Genomic DNA, 24,441 nt, shown 5'->3' with positions numbered 1-24,441 from the left:
TCCCCCACCCTGCCGGAAGGTTGGAACCGCCAGGGCGCCATGAGACGCCACTATTCTTGTGGTTTACCTGGCGTCCTTGGCGCGCTTGGCGGTTCAAACGACCCCGCCTTCGGCCAACGCGGCTACGGCTTCGCCTTCTCGTCGAGGAAGCCGGTCACCCACGCGAACGGCGCGTTCCAGTTGATCGTGATCTCGTTCACGCTCCAGGCCTCGATGTTGTCCACGAAGCACCGCTGCGGGACGCACCCCTTGAGGCCGGCGCTCTGGGCGTGAGGATCCTGGAGCGAGGAGTTCGGGCCGCCGGAGACGGCGCCGGGCGGCGCCTTCGGGTACTTGCTGTTCGCCTGGTGCGACCAGAACCGGTGGTGCGGGTTCTCGAGCGGCTTGTCGCCGTAGCCGGTCACGTACGACTGCCCGAGCGGGTTGCGCCCGAGGAGGTAGTCCATGCCCAGCACCACGCCGTCGAGGTACTTCGGCTGCTTGGTGAAGTCGTGGGCGAGCGCCACCACGAGCATGTTGTTCAGCACGCCCGAGTTCGAGCCCCAGTCGTACTTGCCTTCACGCGTCCGGGCGATGAGCGTCCGGTACCCCTCCTTGTCGGCGATGGCGAGGTACTGGTCGGCCGCCTTCGCGATGCGGCCGCGGATCTCCTTCTGCCACGCCGCGTCCACGTGGCCGGGCACGATCGCCATCGAGATCTGGCCGAGCCCGTCGGTGACCCGCCAGTTCATCGACGCCGCGCCCCCTTCGATCTCCGTCGGGAACCGCGCGTTGAGCGGCGAGGCCTGCAGGAACTGCTTGTACTCCGGCTTCCCCGTCGTGACGAACAGCTCCGCCGCGGCCCAGTAGAACTCGTCCTTGGCGTCGGTGTCGTCGTAGGGCCCGCCGCCCTTGTCGCCGCCGGGCGGCGCGTAGAGGGCCGGGTTCTGCTTCGCCGCCGCCCAGGCGCGCTCGGCGGCCTTCAGGCACTTGGCCGAGAACGCCGCGTCCACCGTCTTCCAGATGCGCGCGCACTGCGCCCCCGTGGCCGCGACGTTGAGCGTCGCCGCGGTGCTCGGCTTGTGGAGGAAGCGCGCCAGCTTGTCCTCGTGCGGCGCGAGGCCGAGGCCCGTCCACGACTCGTCGTGCATCTTGTGGTGGACCATGCCGGCGAGCGGCTTGCCTTCCGGCACCTGCATGCCCATCAGGAACTCGAGCTCCCAGCGCGCCTCGTCGAGGATGTCGGGCACGCCGTTCTTGCCCTCGGGGATGTTGAGCTTGCCGTCCGCGAAGTCGGCGCTCGAGGCGCCGACGTGCTTCGTGCGCTCGTACCAGTTGAGCAGCGTCCACACCGAGATGCCGCCGTTGACCACGTACTTGCCGTGGTCGCCGGCGTCGTACCAGCCGCGGGACGCGTCGAGCGCATAGTCGCAGCCGCTGTCCTTCAGGCAGCGCGTGCTCTTGTCGTGGAGGTGCCCCGCCGGGCGCGCCAGCTCGGGCTTGCCGGCGAACGGCATCTTGATCTCGATGCCGCTCCGGTTGTGGTAGAAATACGCGAGCGCGTCGTACTTGAGCTTCTGGTAAAGGCCCGTTCCAATGTCGAACGGGAAGCTCTTCTCCTCCCCCACCTTGAGCACGTAGCCCTGGCCAGGCGCCTTGACGGCCGTGAAGTCGACGAGGTGGACGTGATCGCCGGAGGCGCCGTCCTTCCCGAAGACCTTGGTCTGGCCGCGGGCGACCGACTTGCCGGAGGCGTCGAGCAGCTCCCAGGCGACCGGCGCGGTCGCGGCGCTGTTCACGCTGGCGATCTTGATGGCGCCGGGCAGATACCCGACCTGGTTCACGGCGACCTTCGGCGCCGCCGCCTCGGTCACGGGCGCGGCGGCCTTGAACTGCGGGTCGTCCAGGCGGATGTCGTCGATGCAGACCTCGAACGGCTCCTTGGCCGACGCCATGGCGCCGCCGATGTGGAACGCGAGCTCCGCCGTGGCGTCATCGGCCTTCCCCATCGTGAACTTGCCGGAGAAGGTCTTGGGCTCGGTCCCGAGGATCACGGTGTCCGACCAGTACTCCTCGTAAGGCGGCCCCGACATGCCGACCTTCGGGCGCGCCTTCGTGGGCGAGGACGCCCAGGCCTTGTACTGAAGGGTGTAGCTGTGCCCCTTCTGGATCACCATCTCCCGGTGGCGGAACTGGGCGTCCCAGTTGTTTGACCCCTTGTTCGTCACCGTGACGCAATAGGCCCCCTTCTTCACCTCGGCGCTGCCCGCGCCAGGCGCGGTGAACGAGGTGGTCCAGGGCAGGCTCTTGTTGTCGTCGAAGTTGGATGCCTTGAGCAGGTTGGTCTGCGCGGGCCCTTCGCCCCCCGCCGCGCTCGCGTCAGCGCCCGCGCCGGGGCTCGCACCGCCAGGAGCGGCGGCCCCCGCTCCGGGGCCCTGCGTGACCACGCATCCAGCGCTCAGCCCGAGCGCGAGCGCGAGCGCGGACACCCGCCCCGCCCGGTGGAGGATCGACTGCTTGAGAAAAAGGTCCTTCATAAGTCCTCGGTTCACGGCTGGGAGCAATCGGCGCATAGAAAGCGGCGATTCCGTCCGTCTTGTCAAGCGCAATCCTTACGGACGCGCGGATTCGAGCCGTCGAGGCGGCCGTCCCGTCGACCTTCGCCAGCCAGCGGCGCGCGACCAGCCATCACCCTCCATCCCGCGCGCCCCTGCGGCGCGACCCTGCGTCGCGCAGCGATCCCGCGTGTTCTGCGGCGCGCGGAAGGCCCAGCAAGTTCGCGCTGGTACCCGTGGCGAGGCCGCACTAACCTCCGCCGCACCTCGCGCCGTACCAGGATGGCGATCGAGCACCCCACCAGGAGACGACATGGCAAAGCACAGCTTCTCTGTCCCCTTCAACGGTCCCTCTCAAGACATCGTCGCGAAGGCCAAGGCGGCGATCGAGAAGGCCGGCGGCAAGTTCACGGGCAACGAGGGCAAGGGCGACTTCTCGGTGCCGACGCCGGCGGGGACCGTGAAGGGGACGTATGCCGTCTCGGCTCAGAGCTTCTCCGTGGACATCACGGACAAGCCCTTCATCGTGCCCGGCAGCGCGATCGAGTCCCAGGTGCGCAAGTTCCTCGAGACGGCCTGAGCCCTCTCGGAGCGCACGCCGGCGAGCGCGCACGCCCCGGATTTTGCGTCTTTGCGTCTTTGCGTTGAAATCCGCCCCGTGGCCGCCGCGTTCAAGGCGGCGGCGCCTGGCCCGTCAGACGCCGTCGCCGGCGAGGTGGACCTTGAGAACGCTCTCTTCCGCCGGCACGCCGAGCCGAAGGGGAAACCCGTAGTGTCCTGTCCCGCGGTGCACGTAGAGCCGATCGGGGCCGCGGGCCCACAGGCCATGATCGGGCATCTTCACGAAGAGCTGGAGGGCCGTCCAGGAGCCTCCGAGGCTGACCAGGCCGAGCTGCCCGCCGTGGGTGTGGCCCGAGAGCACGAGATCACCCTCCCCCTCGCCGAGGTGGCGGAACGCGCCCGGATCGTGGAGCAGGACGAGCCGTAGCGCGCCCTTGATGCGCGGGTGACGGGCGCAGACGGCCGCCATGCGCTCGGCGCGATCGCGGTAATGGAAGTCCATCCCGAGGACCTGGACCGGCCCGGCGGCGGTCTCGACGAGCGCCGCGTCGTCCACGAGCAGGCGCGCCCCTGCGCGCTCCAGCGCGGTCGCTACGTGGCGGGGCGACTCGTGATCATGGTTGCCGTGGCACGCGAACACACGCCCCTCCAGGGCGCGGAGCGGGGACAGGGCCTCCGCGAGGTGATCCGCGGTGTCCTGCGATTCCATCGTCAGGTAATCGCCGGTGAGCACGACGAGATCGGGATCGCGCTCCACCGCGCGCTCGCAGATGCCGCGGAGCCGAGCGACCGACATGAACGGACCGAGGTGCGGATCGGTGATCTGGACGATGCGGAGGGCCCGGCGCGCGCCGGGCGCCCCCTCGCGCGGGAGCGGGTGGCGGCGCAGCCCGTCGACGGGGGCGCGGTCGACGACGAGCTCGATTTCCTCGCGGCGGGCGGTGAGCGACTGGAGGATACCGACGACGGCGAGCGCGAAGGGCACCCAGAGGCCGTACGGCGTGGCCCCGAGCCCGCTCGCGATGGCCCACGGGAACGACAGGAAGATCGCCGCCACGAAGTAGGACGCGGGGATGCTCACGAGCGCGCGGTAGGCGAGCGGCCGCATCCGGGGGCGCGAGAGCAGGAGGAAATGCAGGTACACCGCGCCCTGGAGGTAGGCGAACCCCGGCGCGAGCGGGCCGACATGGCGGAAGAGCGCGCACGAGATCAGGGTGTGGATGCCGAGCAGCACGCCGACGAACCGCGCGTAGAGCCCGCCCCGGCGGCGCCTCGCCGCTGCCACGACGACGAGCCAGGCCAGGGCGGAGGCCGCCCAGAACAGGACGATGGGGGACACGAACTTCAATCGACGGCTCCAGGCGATCCAGGCGCACAGGACCACCGTGGTCTGCTCTGCCTGGACGGACGCGGAGTGTCCCGCGTCCAGCGCGTCCGCGCCAGGCGCCACCGGAGGCCGACCGCCTGCCGTGTGACGCGCGTGCGCCCGCGCCGCCCGGCGGCGTTGCGGCACAGGCACCTCGCTGGTAGGGAGGCGCGATGCTCCTCTTGGTGAGCCACGCGCTGCGCGCGCTGGATCCCGGCGATCAGGGCGGCGATCCCGACAGGGCCACACGAGGATTGGCACGTTCGATGAAAGGCTGAAGCCTCTTCACGTCCATGGCTCCTTCCGGTGCTCCGGGAGGGCATCGCCACGAGGGTCGCCCCGATGATCCCCTACACCAGGCGCGCTTGGCTGCCGATGCTCGTCTCGCCGCGGGGCTCCCTGTCGCCGGGCGTGATGCGTCGCGTGCTGGCCTTCGGGGTCATCGCCGCCGCGCTCTGGCTCGCGCACAGGCACATCCCCCGCGTGTCGCTCTCGATCGGCATTCACGAGGTCGCCGGCGCGGTGATCGCGCTCATCCTCGCGTTCCGGACGAACACGGCCTATAACCGCTTCTGGGAGGGCCGCACCCTCTGGGGCTCGATCGTGAACGCGAGCCGCAACATCACGCGCATCGTGAACGCGCACGCCGCGGTGGACCCGGGCGCGGCGCGCGAGGTGGCCGTCTGGGTGGTGGTGTTCGTCCACGCCGCGCGGCGCTCGCTGCGCGGGCAGGCGGAGCGCCCGGAGATCGACCGGCTGCTCCCGGCGGAGCAGATCGAGGCCCTCTCGGCGCACCCTCACCCGCCGCTCCGCGCGGCGCAGCAGGTCTCCGAGCGCCTCGCGGCCTTCGTCCGGGCCGGGAGCCTCGAGCGCAACATGGCGGTGTGCGCCGAGGAGCAGCTGAGCGTCCTGGTCAACTGCCTCGGCGGCTGCGAGCGCATCCTCAAGACCCCCACGCCGCTCGGCTACATCCTGCTGCTCCAGCGGGGCGTGGCGCTCTACCTGGCCACGCTGCCCCTCGCCCTCGTCGATGCGCTCGGGGTGCTGACGCCCGTCGTGACGATGATGGTGGCGTATCCCGTCCTGATGATCGAGGCGCTCGGCGGGGAGCTCGACGACCCGTTCGGCCACGAGCCGAACGACCTGCCCCTCACGCGCATCTGCGACACCATCGAGCGCGACCTCCTGGGGTCGTCGCCGCTCAATCTGGTGATGGCGTCGAAGGCCGAGAGCTACCAGGACTGAGCGCGGCGCGGCGATGGCGGCGCCTTTCTCGCCTCTTCCCGGGGAGGGCGGTGGAAGGCGCTCTGCACCTCGGCCACCGTGGCGCCGTCGCGCGCTCCTGGCAATTGGCCGGACACCATCGTAGATCTGCGGCGCTCGCGGGCGTGGCCCCGCGTCGCTGAGGCCTGGACGCACCCATGACCGATCGCTACGCCATCATCGGCAATCCCATCTCCCAGACCAAGTCGCCGGCGCTGCAGACCGCCTTTGCCAGGCAGTGCGGGCAGGACATGGTGTACGGCGCGATCCTCGGCGAGCTGGATGGCTTCGCCGCCGCCGTGCGTGAGTTCCAGAAGAGCGGCGGCAAGGGCATGAACATCACCATGCCCTTCAAGCTCGAGGCCTTTGCGCTGGCCGACGAGCTGACGCCGCGCGGCCGAGCCGCCGGGGCGATCAACATGTTCACCTTGCGCGCCGACGGCACCGTCCTCGGCGACAACACCGACGGCTTCGGCATCGTGCGCGACATCACCCATAACCTCGGCCGCCGCCTCGAGGGCGCGCGCGTGCTGCTCCTCGGCGCGGGCGGCGCGGTGCGGGGCACGTTGTTGCCGCTCTTCGATGAGCAGCCGGCCGAGATCTTCGTCGCCAACCGCACCGCCAGCAAGGCCGTGGAGCTCGCCGCCGAGTTCGGCCCGCATGCCGGCGCCGTCCGGCTCGCCGGCGGCGGCTTCGCCGACATCGCCGGGCGCTTCGACGTGATCATCAACGGCTCCGCCTCCTCCATGACCAACGAGGTGCCGCCCCTGCCCGCCGGCGTGTGGAGCGAGGGCTCGCTGGCCTACGACATGGCCTACAAGAAGGAACCGACCGCCTTCGTGCAGGCCGCGCGCGCGGCCGGCGTGGGTCAGACAGCCGACGGCCTCGGCATGGTGGTCGAGCAGGGCGCCGAGTGCTTCACCCTGTGGCGCGGCATGCGGCCCGACACGGCGCCCGTCATCGCTGCGCTGCGGGGAGCCTGAGCGGCGCGCCCGGCATGGATGAGCGAGCCCCTCGAGCTCAACCAAGGACGGCGATCTCCCGCAGTTGTGGCTTGACGTCTCCGAACCATTTGGGTTCCCTGTCCCCCGTGAACATGGGTGCGCCGCGATGACGGTGAAGGAGAATGGCTTCGAGGTCGTCTTCGGCCGTCCGGCGAAGGTCGTGGCCGAGGCGCCGGGGCGCGTGAACCTGATCGGCGAACACACCGATTACAGCGGCGGCTACGTGCTGCCGACGGCGATCCCGCAGAAGACGCGCGTCGAGCTCGCGCCCCGGGAAGACAGGCTCATCCAGGTCGCGACGGCGAACGTGGACGGCGGCGCCCGGCTCTCGTTCCGCGCCGGCGAGGAGGCGCGCCGCGGACTGTGGCTCGACTACGTGCAGGGCATCACCGCGGTCCTCCGCAGCCGTGGCGCATCGATCCCCGGCTTCGACGCGAGGATCAAGTCGACAGTACCGCTCGGAAGCGGCCTGTCGTCGAGCGCCTCGCTGCTCGTGGCGCTCGCCCGCGCCCTGCGATCGATGCTCGGCCTGTCCATCGACGACGTGGAGATCGCCCGCATCGCGCACGCCGCGGAGCACGACTTCGTGGGCGCGCCGGTCGGGACGATGGATCAGATGGCCGCGAGCCTCGCCGACGAGAGCACGGCGCTCTTCATCGACACGAGGACGCTCGCGTTCGAGCGCATCCCGCTGCCCGCGGAGGCCGAGCTGCTCGTTATCGACTCCGGGGTGGCTCACCAGCACGCGAGCGGCGACTACAAGACGCGGCGCGCGGAGTGCGAGCGGGCGGCCGCGGCGCTCGGCGTCCCGGAGCTCCGGGACGTCGACGCGACGCGCGCGTCGATCGAGCCGCGCATCGCGTCGCTGCCGGCGCCGCTCGACCGGCGCGCGCGCCACGTCGTGACCGAGAACGCCCGGGTGCTCGCCGCCGTGGCCGCGCTCCGCGCCGGGGATCTGGGCCGCCTGGGCGAGCTCTTCGACGCGTCCCACCGGTCGATGCGCGACGATTTCGAGGTGTCCGTGCCGGCGGTCGACGATCTGGTGGAGAGCGCTCGGGCGCAGCCGGACGTGTTCGGCGCCCGGCTGACCGGCGGCGGCTTCGGCGGCGCGATCGTGGCCCTGGTGAAGCGCGGGCGCGCGGCGAGCGTGGGGCGGGCCGTCGTGGAGGCCTACGCGCGCACGCCGGGCCGCCGGGCGACGGTGCTTGTAGGCGGGCCCGTCCCCTAGCAGCGAAGCTCGGCGTCGGCGTGATCGCCAGCCTCGCCCGCCACGGGAAAGGGCCGCCGCGGGGAGGCAGGGCCCATCAACCAGGGTACCAGGTGACGCGCGGGTCATCGGGCGCGCGCACGTGGTCGAAGGCGGCGTCCGTGAGACGCGCCAGATCGTACTGCGGCCGCCAGCCGAGCAGAAACTTCGCCTTCGAGTTGTCCAGCCAAGTCGAATGGAACGGCGTCTTCACCCTCACGCTCGGCAGGCCCCGCGTCGCCTCCAGGTAACGCGCCAGCTCCCCGTAGTCCACCGGCTCGTCCATGCAGATGTTGAAGGTCTGCTGGCGAGCCTTCTCATGATTGATGGCCTTCTGGATCGCGGTGACCAGATCGTCCACATGCACGAAGTTACGCTTCACCGGCTCGCCGCGGCGGTCGAGCATCACCGGCACGGCGCCCGAGCGGACGTACCCCTCTGCCGCCTCGGCGCCGACCAGATCGCGCCACCTCGGCCCTCCGAACACGTCGTCACCGAAGGATAGCTGCGCCTTGAAGTCGTCTTTCTCCATGATCCACGGCGCGCGCAGGCAGCATCCGTTGAGCTCATATTGAATATAGTACTGCTCGAGCATGACCTCCTCGAGCACCTTGGACAGCGCGTAACAGCCCGGGTAGGCGCTGTGCCGCTGCGCCTCCGTGACGGGGACGGGGTGCGGATAAAAGAAGTGGCCCATCCCGGCGTCGCCCCCGACCAGGATGAATTGCTCGAACGCAGGGCTGACGCGGCAGGCCTCCAGCAGCCAGAACATGCCTTTGACGGCCACGTCCATGATGCTCTCGGGGGTCTCCTTGCTGGTCGCCAGGTGCAGCACGTGGCTCACCCCCTCCATCGCCTCGTTGACGACGGTCCTGTCCTCGATGGCCCCACGCAGCACCTCGACGCGCGCCGACCGCTCCAGCATGCGGTTGTGGCACAGCGCACGGACCTTCCACCCCTCGAACGCGGGGTTCGACAGGAACCTGCGGATGAATGCCTGGCCGACCTTGCCCGCCGCCCCGGTGACCAGAATTCGCTTGGTCTCGTTCATTCTATCGCTCCTCGCTCTCCACATTCATCAATGACGACCGTACTCTACCCCCCTGGCTGCGGGGGCCGAGCGGATCAGTACCTGCTGCATGACGATGAAGACGAGCAGCAGCAGCCCGATGCTGATGTGGTGCCAGGGCGACGGCAGCCGTCCATCCAGGTTGATCACCGCCCGCACGATGCCCGTGATCATCACGCCCATCACGGTGCCGACGACGCTGCCAGCCCCCCCGGTCAGCAGCGTTCCGCCGATCACCACCGAGGCGATGGCCTCGAGCTCCAGGCCGGCGCCGATGTTCGGCTTTCCGGCGCTGTCGATCAGCGCCGTCGTGACCCCGCCGAGGCCCGCGCACAAGCCGCACAACGCGTACAAACCCACCGTCGTGGCGCCCAGCGGCACCCCCATGAGCAGCGCCGCCTGCCTGTCCCCGCCGATGGCCAGGACGTTCCGGCCGAAGCTCGTGCTACGGCCGAGGATCACGCCGAGCACGAGGACGACCAGGAACAAGAGCGCCGTCGCCGGGACCCAGGTTCGGTCCAGGCCCGGGATCGTCAGCGCGAAGCCGAGCTCATCGACGATCCAGTCCAGCACAGGGTGATCGATGCCGATCGGCTGCATGCTGACGAGGAACGCCGCGCCGCGGGCGAAGAACATGCCCGCGAGCGTCACCAGGAACGGGGGCAGAGAGAAACGATGGATCAGGTGCCCCGTCATGGCGCCGAACGCGACCGACACCGCGAGGCCGATACAGAACGCCAGCAGCGGGTGGCAACCACCGGCCACCAGCGTACCGACGAGCACGGTCGTGAGCGCGACGACGGAGCCGACCGAGAGGTCGATCCCCCCCGACAGGATGACGAAGGTCATGCCCACCGCGCAGAGGCCCATCGCCGCGTTCCCCTTGATCAGGTCGACAAGGAAACGCAGGCTACGCGCCGTGTCGTAACAGACCAGCACCCCCGAGTAGAGCGCGATCAGGAGGACCGCGGTCACCATGAGCGGCAGATCCCGCCGATCCCAGCTGAGCATCGCTACTGCCACCGCTTGAGCCCGAGGAGCTCGACGAGCCGCCGGCGCGACTCCTCCGAAACCAGCAGACAGCTGAGCAGCATCACGCCGGCCTTGGGCATCGGCTCGATCTCCGAGGGGACATGCTGGATGTACATCGTGGTGGAGAGCGTTTGTATCAGCAACGCTCCTATCAGGGTGCCCCCCAGATAGAAGCGCCCGCCGGTGAGCGCCGTACCGCCGATCACCGCGGCGAAAATGGCGTCCAGCTCCCGCAGGCGCCCCACGCGATCGGGGTCGGCCGTGGAGATGTACGAGGCGGCCACGAGCCCGGCGATGCCGGCGCACAGGCCCGAGAAGCCGTACAACCAGAGCTTGATGCGGCGGTCGTCGACGCCTGCGAGCCGGCTCGCCCGCTCGTTGTCGCCGATCGCTTCCATGAACAGACCGAGCGCCGTCCTCCGGCAGAGCAGCGCGGCGACGACGAACACGGCGGCCACAAGCACCATGGAGAACGGCAAGCCACCGACGTGACCGTTGCCGATGAACGCAAACGTCGCATCCGTGTGCGTCACGGGCTCGGCGCGGGTGATGAGCATGGCGACGCCGCGGACACCGACCATGCTGATCAAGGTCACGATGATGGGCTGGATGTTCAGCGCCGTCACCAGCGCGCCGTTGAACAGACCGACGCCGCCGGCGACGGCGAGGGACAAGAACGCAGCCAGGAGCGGCCCGCAGTGAGCCTCCTTCATCAGGATCACGCAGGTGGCCCCGGACAACGCCATGACCGAGCCGACCGACAGGTCGATGCCCCTGACGGCGATCACCAGGGTCAGGCCGATCGCGAGGAGCATCACCTCCGAGCCCTGGTTGAGCAGGTTGATGGGCGTCCCGTAATAAGCCCCGTCGCGCTCGACGATGGAGAAGAAATTCTTGGACAGGACGGAATTGAACAGAAGGAGCGCCAGGAGGCCGAGCAAAGGCCAGGCCTCGCGGCGCCCGCGCATGAGCAGCAGGGCGCCCGCGCACCCGATGAAGAGGAGGATCCCGATGCCCGTGGGGGTGGCGTTCGTGCGCGCCGCTTCCGTGATCTTCTCAAGCATCGGGCGGCGCCTCCTTCTGATGGGCGATGGCCTGGATGATGGACGAAGGCGTCACGGACTCTCCCGCGAGCTCGCCCTGCTGCTTGCGGTCTCTCAAGACCACCACCCTGGAGCAGTTGCGCGCGATCTCCTCGAGCTCCGACGAGATCAAGACCGTGGCGACCCCCTTCTCGCTGAGCGACCTCACCAGCGCCTCGATCTCCAGCTTGGCGCCGATGTCCACGCCGCGCGTGGGCTCGTCGAGCAGCATGATCCGTGGCTGCATGGCCATCCAGCGCGCGAGCAGCACCTTCTGCTGATTGCCGCCCGACAGCAGCTTGACGGGCGTCTCGGGGGACGGCGTCTTGATGCTCAGGGCCTTGATGTAGTGCTGGACCAGACGATCCCGCTCGTGGCGCGGGAGCACCCGCAGCGCCCCCTGGGAGGCCTGCAAGGCGAGCACGAGGTTCTCTCGCACGGAGAGGTTCGGGATGATGCCATCCACCTTGCGGTCTTCCGGGCAGTACGCGAGGCCGGCGCGGATCGCGTGCCGTGGCGTCTTGATCTCGGTCGCACGTCCGTTCACCGCGAGCTCACCGCGATCGGCGGGCTCGATCCCGAAGAGCATCCTGGCGGTCTCGCTCCGGCCAGAGCCGAGCAGCCCCGCCAGCCCCACCACCTCGCCGGGCCGCAGCGCGAGCTCGATCGGCCCGATGACCCCCGTTCTCTCGAGGCCGCGCGCGGCGAGCGCCGGCTCCGCGGCGCTCGCCGCCCCTCCCGGACCGGCGGGGCCGCCTGGCGCGGCGCTGTCTTTCGCGCCGAGCTCGACGCCCAGCATCGCCTGAACGAGCTCCAGGCGAGGCAGCGCGCTGCTCGCGTACTGCCCGACCAAGCAGCCATTCCTGAGCACCGTGATCGTATCGCTGACCGCGTAGACTTGATCCAGGAAGTGAGTCACGAAGAGGATCGCCAACCCCTGGGCCTTCAGCCTCTGCATCACGTCGAAGAGCCGCAGCGTCTCCGCTTCATCGAGGCTGGAGGTTGGTTCATCCAGGATCAGGATCCGCGCGTCCACGGCGAGCGCGCGGGCGATCGCGACCATCTGCTGCAGCGCGGTGGGCAGCGCCGCCACCGATCGCGACACGTCGAGGTCCAGCGAGAGGCGCGCGAGGGCCTGACGAGCCTTCGCGCGGACAGCGCGCCTGTCGATCAGGCCGAAGCGCCGAGGCTGCCGGCCCAGCATGATGTTGTCCGCGATCGAAAGGTGCGGGATCAGGCTGATTTCCTGGTGCACCGCGCTGATCCCCAGCGATTCCGCGTGGCGGGGAGAGGTCGGCCGGATCACCGCGCCGCCGAGGCGCAACGTCCCGGCGTCGGGAGGATAGACGCCGGTGAGCAGCTTGATCAGCGTCGACTTGCCGGCTCCGTTCTCCCCCATCAACGCCTGGATCTCGCCGGCGCGCGCTTCGACGTGCACGTCGTGCAGCGCGCGAACGCCGGGGAAGGACTTGCTGAGGCCCTCGACAGAGAGCAAGGCCTTCCCTCAGTAGGGCCGCGAGCCGATGGCCGTCGCTGCCTGCTCGCGTTCGAAGATCTGGCCAGGGACGATCGTGCGCTTCGGCACCTTCTCACCACGCACGATCTTGTCGATCGTGTCGAAGAGCAGGGGGCCGTGCATGGGGTTGCACTCGACCGTCGCGTTCAGCTTCCCCTCCATCATGGCCTCGAACGCCGGCTTCACGGCGTCGATCGATATGACCAGGATATCCTGCCCGGGCTTCAACCCTGCCGCCTGGATCGCCTGGATCGCCCCGAGCGCCATGTCGTCGTTGTGAGCGTAGACGGCGTTGATCTCGCCCTTGTGGGCCGAGAGCAGCGTCTCCATCACCGTTTTTCCCTTGGTGCGCGTGAAGTCACCGCTCTGGCTCGCGATGATCTTCATGTCCGGATGCTTCGCGATGGCCTCGGCGAAGCCGGTCTTGCGCATCACCGCCACGTCCGCCGCCGGCGTGCCCACGAGCTCGATGATCCGCGCGTTGCCGTTCGTCTGCTTTGCGAGCCACTCCCCTGCCCGGCGCCCCTCCCAGACGAAATCCGCGACCATCACCGTCTCGTACAGATCTTCCTCCGCGTCCACGCCCCGGCTCGTGAGCACCACCGGGATCCCGGCGCGCTTGGCCTCCTTCAATGTGGGCTTCCAGCCCACGGATTCTTGCGGCGCAATGACGATGACGTCGACGCCCTTGGTGATGAACCCGTTGACGGCGTTGACCTGGTTGTTGTGCACGTTCTGACCGTCTGCGAAGAGGAGCTGCACGTGGCGCTTCTCCGCCTCCGCCTGGATCGACTTGCTGTGCGCGATCCTCCAGGAGCTCTCGGCGCCCGTCTGCGAGAAGCCGACGACGATCTCGGTCAGCTTCTTCGGCTTCCGCCCCGCGGTATCGGCGCCAGGCGCCGGCGTCTGGGCGGCGCGCGCGGCGTCGCTCTCCTCGCGGGAGCAGCCGGCGACGACGGACGCCGAGCCCAGGATGGCCAGGAACATCCTCCGTGACACGTAGTTTTGTGGGTTCATGCTCTTCAACATAGATCACGCCGCCGACGGTTGTCATCCGGCAGCGTCGCCAGCACCGCCGGATCTTTGAAGGAATCATCTCCGGTGAACAGCACTCGAGATTTCACGACAGCCGCCGAACAAGCGCGGGATGCGGTGTTCTCTTGTGGAGCCCCCTCGGCCATGCCAATCCCCATCGTCCGGCGATCGCCTCCGCGACGACCGAGCGAACGGAGCTGGTGCAAAAATCGATCAGACGAAGAATGCCTCGGTACGCGTGGTGACCCGAGCAAGGCGTAGCAACAAGGATACCCCTGGGCGGTAATGTGAACGATCACATGGGCAGCGTCAATTCCAATCGACCGGTCCGCAAGGTTCCCGAGCCCGAGGGAGCACGAGGCTGGCGGCGGCTCCTCCGGAGCGCCGCGGCAAGAGGCGCGGGCGCCTTGCCGCGATCATCGCCGACGGCGGCCCGATGCCCGCCCCCGTTGACGCGGCGCTCCGGAGGAGACCTGTCTGCCATGGGGGCACAAGGACGGTCGCTGGCGGTCGTTTCGAGTTGACATCGGATATGTGAACGTTCACACGTCGTCTTCGGGGCCCCGCCTCGACCCGTTCTGCCAGGAGCCGGATGACCGACCGCCACGCCATCATCGGCAATCCCATCTCCCAGACCAAGTCGCCGACGCTGCCTGGGAAGCAGCAGATCAGCAACTCCGCTGCTCAAGGCGCAAGACGGTCATGGAGTGATCGGTCATCTGGACCGAGAAGGGTTCAGCCGAGATCCGGAGTTCCGCAAGCCGTGGCAGCAGAAGTAGTTTCTGCGGGGTCTACAGCGGGGAGCAGGTCCCCGGCGTGGCGACATCACCCACAACCTCGGCGGCGATCCCGAGGGCGCGCGCCTGCTGCTCCTCGGCGCGCTCCGGCGCGCCTTGGCACAGAACGCACCACGTGTAGCCACGTAAGTACATGAAATCACGTGGTTCTGACCCGGTACGCGCCGTGCATCGCAGCCTCCCCGGCCGCGTCCGACGTCGGCGCGTGACGACCCTGGCGGCCGAGGAGATCCCGATGCACACCCGTTTTCGCTTCGCTTTCATGGTGGGAGGCCTTCTCGCGCTGGGAGCGTGCTCGGGCGGATCGAGCTCAGCAGAGGGCGGTGACGGGGAGATCCCGGGGAGGGGCGCCGGCGCTGACCCCGATACGAGCTTCGGCTCAGGCCCTGCGGTCGGCTCAGCCGCTTCGGGAGGTGTGTCGGATGGAAGCGGTCCTCCGAGCGAAGGCTCCCCCGGCGGCAGCCTGGGCACAGGAGGCGGCGGAGGTGCAGGCGGCGCAGGCGGCGGAACCAGCATCGATCCTGGCACGCTCACCGCGGGCGTCTGGGACGACAACCGCAACTTCGACTTCTTCCTCTCGTACCGGAGCACGTTTTATTCGCAGCAGCTCCCGGGCATCTTGCCCTTCACCGAGGCCGACCACCAGGCCGCGCACAGCCTCTTCGCGGCCCCTCCAGGAAAGAAGCAGAGGCTCGACGTCTCGCTCGTCATCGACACCACCGGCAGCATGGGCGACGAGATCACATATCTCCAGACGGAGTTCATCGCGCTCTCCGACTCCATCTTCGCCAGGTACCCGAACGCCGAGCAGCGCTGGTCGCTCGTCCTGTACAGAGACACCGAGGACGACTACATCGTCCGTTGGTTCGACTTCCGCACCGATCCCGACGAGTTCCAGGAGAAGCTCGCCGAGCAGGCAGCCGACGGCGGCGGCGACTTCCCGGAGGCGCCGGACATGGCGCTCTCCAAGACGGCCGACCTCTCCTGGCGCACGGGCGACGACACCGCGCGCCTCGCCTTCTGGGTCGCGGACGCGCCCCATCACGGGGACAACGCCGCGGCGATGGCAGGCGGGATACGAGCCCTCAAGGACCTCGGGGTGGCCGTCTATCCCGTCGCGTCGAGCGGCGTGGATGAGCTCACCGAGCTCAGCATGCGCTCTGCCGCACAGCTGACGGGCGGCCGATACCTCTTCTTGACGGATGACTCCGGGGTTGGCGGGGCCCACAAGGAGCCGACGATCCCCTGCTATTTCGTCACCAAGCTCGATCGCGCGATCCTGCGCATGGTCGACATCGCGCTCTCCGGCGTCTACCGCGAGCCGGAGCCGTCCGAGATCCTCCGCACCGGCGGAGATCCCGAGGACGGCGCGTGCCAGCTCGCGTCAGGCGGCGAGGTGCTCGTGTTCTGATCGGACCGCCGCTCGTCGCCCGCGCTGGTAGAGCGCATGGCGGGCGACGAGCGGCGCGCCGACGCGCCCCGGGTGTCGATCGTCGCGCTGCTCGCCGCGCTCACTCCGCGCAGCGCGTCACGTCGCTCGTGTCGGCCTGGAAGCAGGTGACTTCCTCGCCGCCCCCTTCTTCACCGCAGTCCCGATAATAGTCCGCCACATAGCCGTAGCGGTCATCGAAGAGAACGCTGTCGAGCTCGCAGTCATCGCCCTCGCGCGCGGCTCGGTCGAACAGGGCTTCTACCGGATCCGCTTGTTCGGGCGCCTCAGCGAACGTCCAATCGCCGCGCGGAGTGTCGATCCCGCTGCGGGCGGTGGCGACGACGGTATCGCCGGAGACCGCGGCGAGCGTACACCCACCGTCGAAGCCCGTGCCGCAGATCGAGATGACATACTCCGCCGGGCGGTCAGAACGCCACTTCTCGCGATTTGCGTCGAAATCAGGACCGCTGCAGCCAGCGAGCAGCCAACACCCCACCGCCATCAAACCCCATGTTTTCATGCCGGCAGAGCTCAGCAACTCACATGCCAGCGCACATGCCAGCGCGAAATGCGAGTGGGAGTGGCCGGCGACGAGGGCGCCATGCATGACACTCCGGTCATGGCAGCTGACCACCGTGCAGGGCCTGCCGTCCCGGAGGTTGGGTGTCCTTCCCCCTCAAGCGATGATCAGATCGACGGCCCATGGCCGTTCCGCTCACGCCTGCAGCACGCGCAGCGACCCCCGCACCACCCCGTAGCTCCCCTCGGCCCGCAGCCCGCGCGCGACCTCGGCCGGCGCCACCTCCCCGGCGAGCAGCCGCCGGTACGCCTCCACCACCCGCCGCGCCCCCTCGGCGTCCTCCCGCACCAGCTCGATCCGGAACCGCCGCACGCCGCAGCTCGCGAGCCTCGGCACGAGGTGCGCCGCGCTCTGCGGCGCCGCGTGGAACACCGTGTTCCGACACCCCACGTCCGCCTCGAGCGGGTGATCCATGCCCGCCCGGTCCCGCAGCGACAGCGCGTGCTGCTCGCACGGGCGGCCGCAGGTGAGGTGATCCTTGCCCTCGGACAGCGTCGCCGCGATCACGCAGTGCTCCATGTGGAAGAGCGGCATCGGGTGGTGCACCACCACCTCGGCGAACGGCCCGAACGGCGAGTCCAGCAGCGACTCGAGCTGGGCGGCGTCGAGGTCGAACGACGGCGTGAACGCGGCGAGCCCCCGCGAGAGCACCTCGCGCGCGGCCAGCTTGTTCGTGACGTTCAGCGAGAAATCGCCGATCCGGGGCACGCCCGGCGTGGCGTCGAGCAGCGCGCCGAGGCTGCGGACCAGGATCGCCGCCGGCCCGAGCGAGAGCAGGTACCGGTCGATCTTCTCCTCGCCCGGCTTGCGGATCCGCGGCGGCGCCACCCCGACGGAGGCCCCGGCCGCCATCAGCTCGCGCGCCGCGGCGCCGAGGCCGACCATCTCCAGGAAATCGAGGTAGACGCCGCTCGCGCCGGCGTCGAGCGCCGCCCGCGCCTGCGCCACGTTGCGGCACAGCACGAAGAGGCCCGGCGCCGGCGGCGGCGCGTCCGGCGGAGCGACCCCGGCGACGAGCCCCTCGGCCGAGAGCGGCGCCGACGGATGGGGGCGGTGCGACGCCTCGATCAGCGCCGCGACGAGCGCCCGGCGCGCGCGGTTGAGCGCCGACGGCGGCACGAGCGCAGGCCCGTCGAGCGACAGCCCGACGCCACGCAGGGCGAACGGCGTGTCGCCCAGCCGATCCAGCTGCTTCCGCAGCGTGGCCTCGTCGAGCGGCGATCGATCGGCGCGGCCGAGCGGGGCGTCGATCTCGACCGAGGCCGACGCCCCGCCCTCCGTCGCCGCCGAGAGCCGCGGGCGCTCGCCGAGGCGGCCCTCGAGGCGGACGTCGATCGCCACCCGGCGCTGGGCGCGGTCGAGCGCCTCGCGGACCGAGCGCGTGGCGACGGGGTCGCTCGTGCGAAAGACCCGGCGCCCGCGCAGCCCCCGCGCGCCGCTCAGCACGTCGTCCGGCATCCGCCGGTCCGGGCCGAGCCACACCTCGACGTCGCCCCCCGCCGGCGCGCGCTCGACCTCGCGGCCAGCGACCCACAGGCCCCAGATGCGGCCGCCGATCTCGCCCTCGCCCGCGAACCCGCCCTCCACGAGGATCCCATCGCCGCGCGCGAGCGGCCGGGCGGCGCGGACGACCACGACCTCGTGGCCGCGCCGGCGACCGGCGCCGCGCGCCTCGCCGACCTCGATGCCGCGGTGATCGCAGGTACGGCCGTCGACCAGGCGCTGGTGGTCGACGCCGCGCAGGAAGCCGGGGCCCGAGCCCCGCGAGAACGCCTGGAGCGCCGCCTCCCGGTCCGTGGCCCCGGGGCCCGCCCCCTCGCCCAGCGCCGCGTCGATCGCGGCGCGGTAGAGCCGCGCGGTCGCGCCGACGTACTCCGGGCCCTTGAGGCGCCCCTCGATCTTCACCGAGGCGACGCCCAGCGAGACGAGGTCGGGGATGACGTCGGTGGCGTCGAGGTCCTCCGGCGACAGGAGGTAGGCCGCGTCGCCGAGGTCGCGCAGCGCGCCGTCGACGACGAGGCGGTACGGCAGGCGGCAGGCCTGAGCGCAGGCGCCGCGGTTGGCGCTGCGGCCGCCGATGGCCTCGCTCGTCAGGCACTGCCCCGAGTAGGCGATGCAGAGCGCGCCGTGGACGAACACCTCGAGCTCGACGTCGGTCGCCCGGCGGATGGCGGCGATGTCGTCGAGCGAGAGCTCCCGGGCGAGGATGACGCGCGCGGCGCCGAGCGATCGCGCGAGCTCGACGCCGGCCGCGTCGGTGCAGGTCATCTGCGTGGAGGCGTGGATCGGGAGCCCGGGCGCGAGCGCCCGCGCGAGGCGCATCACCCCGAGGTCCTGGACGATGACCGCGTCGACGCCTGCCGCGGCGCACGCCTCGATCGCGCCGCGGACCGCCGGGAGCTCGTCGTCGAACACCAGCGTGTTCAGGGTGACGTAGCCCTTCACGCCGTGGGCGTGGAGGAAGCGCACCGCCTCCTCGAGCTCCGCCGCGTCGAAGTTCGCGGCCCGCGCGCGGGCGTTGAAGGGCGACGCCGCGCCGCCGCCCGCGGCTCCCCCCCGGAGGCCGAAGTAGACGGCATCGGCCCCGCCGCGCACGGCGGCTTCCATGGCGGCGCGATCACCGGCGGGAGCGAGGACTTCAGGGCGCGCGGGCCGCGACATGCGGGCGGTTCTAGCAAGGGGTGGCGCGGTTGTCGCTCTCTACCTGGCGCGGGCTCGCCCTCCCGAAGAGCCTGCCGGACGGCGCGCCTTGACCTCGCTTCGCGACGTGAGGCACGATCGTGCAGCGGCCTACCCGGCCGAGGTGCCGTCGGGTCGCCGGCCGGCGCAGCGAGGCCTCGGTGGCAGGGTCGGATGAGCGGAGCGGCCACGTCAGCCATTAACGACCAGCGCGGAGCCCGGGAGCCGAACGTCGGAAAGGCGCTCGCATTCTCCGCCGGCTCGCGCGCGTCGACGGCGCGTGCCGCAGGGGGATGTCGATGAACAGACACGGATTTCGCTTCGGGCGCGCGCTCTCGAGGGCCGCGCTCTGGCTGCCTGCCGCGCTCCTCTCGGCGGCGTCTGCGTGCGGCGGCGACGACAACGCCCCGGCGCCGCGCTGCGAGGCTCCCTACTCGGTCTGCGGCGGGGCCTGCGTGGCGCTGCACGCCGATCCGGAGCACTGCGGCGCGTGCGGCCAGCAATGTCCGGCCGGGGAGGCGTGCTTGCAGGGCGCCTGCGAGCCGCTGGGGACCAGCGGTGAGGGTGGCGGCGGCGGTGACGGCGGGGGTGGCGGCGGTGGCGGTGACGGAGGCGGGCCATCGGAGTGCCGCGAGGGCCGCTACGTGAAGCGCTGCGGCGACGAGTGCGTCGACACGCGCACCGATCCGGATCATTGCGGCAAGTGCGGCGCGCCGTGCCCGCCGGGGCGCGCGTGCTCCGGATCCATCTGCCGGCAGACCTGCCTCCCGGGCCTCACCGACTGCGCCGGCAGCTGCGTGGACCTCGCCGCAGATCCGCAGCACTGCGGCCGGTGCGATCGCGCCTGCGACCCCGGGCGCCCCTGCGAGGGCGGCACCTGCGCGTGCAGCGCGGAGCCCTCCCAGGACATCGGCTCCGCCGTCCCGCAGCGGGTGAGCGGCACGACGATCGGCGCCGCCGACGGCCGCTGGCTGACCTGCTCGGAGCCTGGCGCGGCCGATCAGGCGTTCCTGTTCACGGCGCCTCACGCGGGGACGTACCTGTTCGACACCTTCGAGGCCTCGTACGACACGGCGCTCGGCGCGCTGCGGGCGGACACGTGCGAGGAGCTGGCCTGCAACGACAACGCGGGGAGCGTCCAGTCGCAGATCTCCGTCGATCTCGCCGAGGGCGAGCGCATCCTCGTGGTGGTGAGCGGCGCGCGCGGCGCGCAGGGCGACTTCACGCTCCGCGTGGCCGAGCCCGGGCCGGTCCAGTGCGCGCCGACCGCCCTCGATCCCGTCGTCCCGCAGACGGTGACGGGCACGACCGTCTTGCGCGAGGACACGGTGTCCGCCGACTGCGACATCAGCGCGACCCCGGACGCCACGTACACGTTCACGGCCCCGTCGGACGGCACGTACGTGTTCAGCGGGCGCGCCCCGTCGGACCTGATCGTCGAGGTCCGCGAGGGCGGCACGTGCACGGGCCGCTCGCTCTACTGCCGCTACGGCGCCGGCGAGTCGAACGCGTTCGCGACGCTCGAGGCCGGTCAGACGGTGCTCGTCGCGGTGGCGGATCCGGCCGGCCCGCGGGCGAGCTTCACGCTGGAGATCGTCGAGGCCCCTCCGTGCCCGGGCGTCCAGATCGGCGCGACCCTGCCGCAGACGGTGACCGGGAACAACGAGCACCTCCGCAACCTGATCTCGGCCTGCGCGACCTTCTCGACCGGGGGCGAGGCGACCTACGGCTTCACCGCGCCGCGCGAGGGCATCTACACGTTCGACGCGACCGGCTCGAGCTTCCCCGTCCTCATGGAGGCGCGCCGCGCCTCGTGCGCCGGCGATCTCATCGCGTGCGTCGACGGCCTGTTCGAGCCGGCGCTCATCACGCTCTCGCTCGCGGCCGACGAGACGGTCATCCTCGTGGTGGACACCGCTGGCCCGACGGGCGACTACCGGCTCGAGGTCGACGAGGTGCGGTGCCCGCTCATCGATCTCGGCTCGACGGTGCCGCAGACGGTCACGGGCACGACCGCGGATCTCGCCGATCACCTCGCGCCGGACTGCGCCTCTCGCGGGGCCCCCGAGGCGACCTATCGCTTCACCGCCCCGGCCGACGCGCTCTACATCTTCGACACGGACGGCTCGGCGCTCGATACGGTCCTGGAGGTGCTGGACGGCTCGTGCTCCGGCCCCTCGCTCAGGTGCAATGACAACGTGGACCCGGCGGGGGTCGTCACCCACTCGCGGGCGAGCCTGTTCCTCTCCGCCGGCCAGACGGTGATCGTCTCCGTGGACAGCGCGTCGACGAGCGGCGATTACACGCTCAACATCACCCAGCGGGAGGCGCCGCAGTGCCCTCTCTTCGCGCTCGACGCCGTGGTCCCGCAGTCGGTCACGGGCAGCACCGAGGGGTATCCCGATCTCCTGGCGCCCTCCTGCGCCTCGGTGCCCGGCGGCGAGGCGACGTACAGCTTCACCGCGCCTGCAGATGGCTTCTACCGCATGCACACCGTGGGTTCCACGATCGATACGATCCTGTCCGTGCGCGACGGCGGGTGCGAAGGCGACGAGATGGCCTGCGTCAACGACAGCAGGGACTCGAGCAAGCTCGTGTGGCTCGACGCCGGCCAGACCGCCCTGATCAGCGTCGACAGCCACGGCGCGGAGGGCGACTACATGCTCCACGTGGACCTGTTCGACGGCACCGGCACGTGCGATAAGCCCATCGAGCTCGCGCCCCTCGCCTCCCAGACCGCGACGGGGACGACCAAGGGGAGCCTCGCCAAGGTGGACGCGAGCTGCGGCGGCATCGACGCGCCTGAGGTGGCCTACCTGTTCACCGCGCCGGAGGCGGGGACGTACACGATCGATACGGTCGGCTCCGACTACGACACCGTGCTCGCCGTCTTCGACGGGGACTGTTATGGCGAGGAGATCGCGTGCAGCGACGACGTGCTCGGGGAGGACCTGCACCTGTTCACGTCGGAGGTCACGGTGTCGCTCGACGCAGGGCAGAGCATCGTCATCGTGGTCGACGGCGCGATCGATGAATCCGGCGTTTACGAGCTCAACATCCACCCCTGACCGCGCACCGTCGAGCAGCGTCGCGAGTCTCCTCGAGAGAGGAAGGCTCCGCCGGACGAGCTGCTGTTCAGGAGCAACGTCCCGCAGGAGCGCTGCTGGTTCCGGCTTCCCTTGAGCCCCGCCGGGGGCTGGAGCCGATAAACGGATGGGGCGACGCATCACACGCGGGTATCCGTCCTCGGTCTCGGCGCCTTCCCGACACGCGTGGAGCGCCTGGCATCCTCGGTGCAGGTCAACTACCTTGGGGCCATGATCAGCGGCGTGGTGGAGCCGGTCCGGCTCGGGGAGACGGCGCTTCCAGACGGCCGGCGGCTGGGCTGGGCGGAGTGGGGACCGGAGGGCGGCATCCCCGTGCTGCTCTGCCCCGGCGGCGCCACGAGCCGGTCGATGGGGTTCGGGGGCGACGTCGTCGACGGGCTCGGCGTGCGGCTGATCTCCGTGGATCGCCCGGGGCTCGGGGCGTCGGACCAGGCCCCGGGCCGCACGCTCGGCGACTGGGCGCAGGACATACGGCGCTTCCTCGAGGCGCGGCAGCTGTCCGGCGTGGCGGCCGTCGGGTTCTCGGCGGGCGCGCCGTTCGCCCTGGCCTGCGCGGCGGCCAGCGTCGTGGCTGGCGTGGCCGTTGTCGCGGGGACCGATGAGCTGGCGAATCCGGTGTTCGCCGATGCGCTGGCGCCCGACGTGCGGCGGCTCGTGGAGCTTGTGGCGACCGATCCTGCGCGCGCGGAGGCGTTCTTCGGCGGGTTCAGCGCCGAGGCGATGTGGAGCTTCGTCCTCTCGACGCTCGCGGACGTCGACCGCGCGGTGTACACCGCCCCGGTGTTCGAGCGCGCTTACCGGCACGCGATGGATGAGGCGTTCTCTCAGGGGCCGGCCGGCTACGCGCGCGACACGGTGCTGACGATGAGCCCGTGGCCGTTCGATCCGGGGAGCATCCGCGCGCCGGTCGACCTGTGGTACGGCGCGCGGGACACGAGCACGGTGCACTCACCGGACTTCGGGGCGTCGCTCGCCGGGCGGCTGAGCGCGGCAGAGAGGCGCGTGCTCCCGGAGGCGGGAGGCTCGCTGCTGTGGACGCATGCAGAGGAGATCCTGCGCTCGCTGCTCGGGCGCACGCGCGGGCGGTGAGCCCCACGCGGGATGCCCTTGGGGAGGAGGGCTACTTTGGCCGAAGGTGGGGTCTTTTGAACCGCCAAGGACGCCAATAGAATCACGAAATCCTGGCGCTTGATGGCGACTTCGCGGTTCCATCATTTGACCCGGCTGGTTCGCCCGATGGGTGAAGCGGGGACGACCCCGCGCTGCCCGGCCGCGGCCACGGGGAACAACCTGCGCTCGCCGCTGTCCCGCCGATCCATGCCTCGTTCCGTGGCCCGGTTCTTCCTCCTCGCGTACGCCATCACATGGCTTTGCCAGCTGCCCCTGCTGCTCCAGCAGTGGGGCGCCGGCATCCCTCCCGGCGTCGCCATGGCGCCGCTGGTGCTCGGCGCCGTCGGCCCCTCGCTCGCGGCCGTTGTGTGCGCCTGGAAGGAGGGCGGCCGAGCAGGGCTCTCGGGGCTCCTCTCGCCCCACCCCGCCCCGGCGGGCTGGGGCTACGCGCCGCTCGCCCTGTGCATGCCGGCGGCGCTGCACCTCCTCGGCCTCGCGCTGCTGGCGCTCGCCGGCGGGAGCCTGCCGGCGACGCTCCTGGTTACGCCTGTCACGCCGGAACACCGCGGCATCGCCGTCCTCGCCCCGCTGGGTGAGGAGCTGGGATGGCGCGGCTATGCCCTCCGGCGGCTCCTTCCGGCGCAGGGGCCCGTGCGCGCCAGCCTCGTCCTCGGCGTCGCGTGGACCTTCTGGCACCTTCCCGCCCTGTGCCTGCCGGGCGTCCCGTGGTGGTCGTGGGCGCTCAGCCTCCTGTTCATCACGTCGCTCAGCGTGCTGATGACGGCGCTGCACCTCCGATCCGGCGGCAGCGTGCTCGTCGCGTGGGCGGCGCACCTCGGCATCCACCTCGACAACGTCTCTCGCGCGCACATGTCCGGCGACGGCGCCGCGCCGCTCCTGGTCACGACGATCGTCGCGCTCGTGGCCGCGGTCATCACCGCTCGGCGGATGCAGATGCAGACACGAGGCGCCGGACCACGAGCCCTCGGAGAGCGTCAGTTGCCGCTGGAATCACCATGAAGATCTCC

The 24,441-nt window shown here is 70.6% G+C and carries 18 protein-coding genes; 8 read left to right on the top strand and 10 right to left on the bottom strand.

Features of this window, described 5'->3' with window-relative positions; genetic code table 11:
- Positions 1-122: 122 nt before the first annotated feature.
- Complete coding sequence (locus WME82_RS12415; RefSeq protein ID WP_438043013.1) at positions 123-2,516, bottom strand: glycoside hydrolase family 9 protein; 2,394 nt, start codon at positions 2,514-2,516, stop codon at positions 123-125.
- A gap of 331 nt (positions 2,517-2,847) precedes the next feature.
- Here WME82_RS12415 and WME82_RS12410 point away from each other — a divergent pair, with 331 nt between their 5' ends.
- A complete protein-coding gene (locus WME82_RS12410) occupies positions 2,848-3,114 on the top strand; it encodes a hypothetical protein (RefSeq protein ID WP_012234867.1) in 267 nt (88 codons plus the stop codon).
- Positions 3,115-3,228: 114 nt separating this feature from the next.
- On the opposite strand, the gene WME82_RS12405 is transcribed toward WME82_RS12410, so the two are convergent.
- Positions 3,229-4,545, bottom strand: coding sequence for a metallophosphoesterase (locus tag WME82_RS12405; RefSeq protein WP_437745662.1), 1,317 nt, complete (start codon positions 4,543-4,545; stop codon positions 3,229-3,231).
- Between the two features lie 258 nt (positions 4,546-4,803).
- Here WME82_RS12405 and WME82_RS12400 point away from each other — a divergent pair, with 258 nt between their 5' ends.
- From WME82_RS12400 to galK, 3 genes are all read left to right on the top strand, one after another.
- Complete coding sequence (locus WME82_RS12400; RefSeq protein WP_438043012.1) at positions 4,804-5,706, top strand: bestrophin family protein; 903 nt, start codon at positions 4,804-4,806, stop codon at positions 5,704-5,706.
- Between the two features lie 176 nt (positions 5,707-5,882).
- Positions 5,883-6,707 carry a shikimate dehydrogenase gene (aroE, locus tag WME82_RS12395; RefSeq protein WP_438043011.1) on the top strand — a complete coding sequence of 275 codons (825 nt, stop codon included), beginning with the start codon at positions 5,883-5,885 and terminating at the stop codon, positions 6,705-6,707.
- 127 nt (positions 6,708-6,834) lie between these two features.
- Positions 6,835-7,956 (top strand): galactokinase, encoded by a 1,122-nt coding sequence (galK, locus tag WME82_RS12390; protein WP_438043010.1) that lies wholly within the window; start codon positions 6,835-6,837, stop codon positions 7,954-7,956.
- 76 nt (positions 7,957-8,032) lie between these two features.
- Here galK and WME82_RS12385 read toward each other — a convergent pair whose 3' ends face one another.
- The 6 genes from WME82_RS12385 to WME82_RS12360 form a co-directional block, all read right to left on the bottom strand.
- On the bottom strand, positions 8,033-9,025 hold the full coding sequence (locus WME82_RS12385; RefSeq protein ID WP_438043009.1) for an NAD-dependent epimerase/dehydratase family protein: 993 nt from the start codon (positions 9,023-9,025) through the stop codon (positions 8,033-8,035).
- Positions 9,026-9,052: 27 nt separating this feature from the next.
- Positions 9,053-9,913 (bottom strand): ABC transporter permease subunit, encoded by an 861-nt coding sequence (locus WME82_RS12380; RefSeq protein ID WP_437870755.1) that lies wholly within the window; start codon positions 9,911-9,913, stop codon positions 9,053-9,055.
- A 143-nt stretch (positions 9,914-10,056) separates the two neighbouring features.
- Positions 10,057-11,139, bottom strand: a complete 1,083-nt coding sequence (locus tag WME82_RS12375) for an ABC transporter permease (RefSeq protein ID WP_438043008.1) — start codon at positions 11,137-11,139, stop codon at positions 10,057-10,059.
- Positions 11,132-12,652: a sugar ABC transporter ATP-binding protein gene (locus WME82_RS12370; RefSeq protein ID WP_438043007.1), complete on the bottom strand. Its 1,521-nt coding sequence runs from the start codon at positions 12,650-12,652 to the stop codon at positions 11,132-11,134. Before WME82_RS12370 ends, WME82_RS12375 begins: the two co-directional genes overlap by 8 nt.
- A gap of 9 nt (positions 12,653-12,661) precedes the next feature.
- Positions 12,662-13,690, bottom strand: a complete 1,029-nt coding sequence (locus WME82_RS12365) for an ABC transporter substrate-binding protein (RefSeq protein ID WP_438043006.1) — start codon at positions 13,688-13,690, stop codon at positions 12,662-12,664.
- An 809-nt stretch (positions 13,691-14,499) separates the two neighbouring features.
- On the bottom strand, positions 14,500-14,640 hold the full coding sequence (locus WME82_RS12360; RefSeq protein WP_437745652.1) for a hypothetical protein: 141 nt from the start codon (positions 14,638-14,640) through the stop codon (positions 14,500-14,502).
- 280 nt (positions 14,641-14,920) lie between these two features.
- On the opposite strand from WME82_RS12360, the gene WME82_RS12355 reads away from it, so the two are divergent.
- A complete protein-coding gene (locus WME82_RS12355; RefSeq protein WP_438043005.1) occupies positions 14,921-15,916 on the top strand; it encodes a vWA domain-containing protein in 996 nt (331 codons plus the stop codon).
- Between the two features lie 100 nt (positions 15,917-16,016).
- On the opposite strand, the gene WME82_RS12350 is transcribed toward WME82_RS12355, so the two are convergent.
- Positions 16,017-16,544 carry a hypothetical protein gene (locus WME82_RS12350; RefSeq protein ID WP_438043004.1) on the bottom strand — a complete coding sequence of 176 codons (528 nt, stop codon included), beginning with the start codon at positions 16,542-16,544 and terminating at the stop codon, positions 16,017-16,019.
- 108 nt (positions 16,545-16,652) lie between these two features.
- Positions 16,653-19,124, bottom strand: coding sequence for a DUF3656 domain-containing U32 family peptidase (locus tag WME82_RS12345; protein WP_438043003.1), 2,472 nt, complete (start codon positions 19,122-19,124; stop codon positions 16,653-16,655).
- A 371-nt stretch (positions 19,125-19,495) separates the two neighbouring features.
- Between WME82_RS12345 and WME82_RS12340 the strand changes: the two genes are divergently transcribed.
- The 3 genes from WME82_RS12340 to WME82_RS12330 all read left to right on the top strand — a co-directional run bounded on the left by WME82_RS12340 (position 19,496) and on the right by WME82_RS12330 (position 24,433).
- Positions 19,496-22,264 (top strand): MXAN_6577-like cysteine-rich protein, encoded by a 2,769-nt coding sequence (locus WME82_RS12340; RefSeq protein ID WP_438043002.1) that lies wholly within the window; start codon positions 19,496-19,498, stop codon positions 22,262-22,264.
- Positions 22,265-22,513: 249 nt separating this feature from the next.
- The gene (locus tag WME82_RS12335) at positions 22,514-23,392 is read left to right on the top strand and encodes an alpha/beta fold hydrolase (RefSeq protein ID WP_438044880.1); all 879 of its coding nucleotides are present in this window, start codon (positions 22,514-22,516) and stop codon (positions 23,390-23,392) included.
- Between the two features lie 147 nt (positions 23,393-23,539).
- Positions 23,540-24,433 (top strand): CPBP family intramembrane glutamic endopeptidase, encoded by an 894-nt coding sequence (locus WME82_RS12330; protein ID WP_437870742.1) that lies wholly within the window; start codon positions 23,540-23,542, stop codon positions 24,431-24,433.
- Positions 24,434-24,441 lie beyond the last annotated feature (8 nt).

Origin of the sequence: Sorangium sp. So ce128, assembly GCF_051525245.1 — a bacterium.
Classification (GTDB): Bacteria; Myxococcota_A; Polyangia; order Polyangiales; family Polyangiaceae; genus Sorangium; species Sorangium cellulosum_B.
The sequence above is the reverse complement of the archived record's forward strand: the minus strand, read 5'-3'. Positions and strand labels throughout refer to the sequence as shown.

Bases quoted from the DNA above. Each gene is read 5' to 3' on its own strand.
- WME82_RS12415 (WP_438043013.1), bottom strand. From the start codon at position 2,516: ATGAAGGACCTTTTTCTCAAGCAGTCGATCCTCCACCGGGCGGGGCGG.
- WME82_RS12410 (WP_012234867.1), top strand. From the start codon at position 2,848: ATGGCAAAGCACAGCTTCTCTGTCCCCTTCAACGGTCCCTCTCAAGAC.
- WME82_RS12400 (WP_438043012.1), top strand. From the start codon at position 4,804: ATGATCCCCTACACCAGGCGCGCTTGGCTGCCGATGCTCGTCTCGCCG.
- aroE (WP_438043011.1), top strand. From the start codon at position 5,883: ATGACCGATCGCTACGCCATCATCGGCAATCCCATCTCCCAGACCAAG.
- galK (WP_438043010.1), top strand. From the start codon at position 6,835: ATGACGGTGAAGGAGAATGGCTTCGAGGTCGTCTTCGGCCGTCCGGCG.
- WME82_RS12385 (WP_438043009.1), bottom strand. From the start codon at position 9,025: ATGAACGAGACCAAGCGAATTCTGGTCACCGGGGCGGCGGGCAAGGTC.
- WME82_RS12380 (WP_437870755.1), bottom strand. From the start codon at position 9,913: ATGGGCCTCTGCGCGGTGGGCATGACCTTCGTCATCCTGTCGGGGGGG.
- WME82_RS12375 (WP_438043008.1), bottom strand. From the start codon at position 11,139: ATGCTTGAGAAGATCACGGAAGCGGCGCGCACGAACGCCACCCCCACG.
- WME82_RS12365 (WP_438043006.1), bottom strand. From the start codon at position 13,690: ATGAACCCACAAAACTACGTGTCACGGAGGATGTTCCTGGCCATCCTG.
- WME82_RS12360 (WP_437745652.1), bottom strand. From the start codon at position 14,640: ATGTACTTACGTGGCTACACGTGGTGCGTTCTGTGCCAAGGCGCGCCG.
- WME82_RS12350 (WP_438043004.1), bottom strand. From the start codon at position 16,544: ATGCATGGCGCCCTCGTCGCCGGCCACTCCCACTCGCATTTCGCGCTG.
- WME82_RS12345 (WP_438043003.1), bottom strand. From the start codon at position 19,124: ATGGAAGCCGCCGTGCGCGGCGGGGCCGATGCCGTCTACTTCGGCCTC.
- WME82_RS12340 (WP_438043002.1), top strand. From the start codon at position 19,496: ATGAACAGACACGGATTTCGCTTCGGGCGCGCGCTCTCGAGGGCCGCG.
- WME82_RS12335 (WP_438044880.1), top strand. From the start codon at position 22,514: ATGATCAGCGGCGTGGTGGAGCCGGTCCGGCTCGGGGAGACGGCGCTT.
- WME82_RS12330 (WP_437870742.1), top strand. From the start codon at position 23,540: ATGGGTGAAGCGGGGACGACCCCGCGCTGCCCGGCCGCGGCCACGGGG.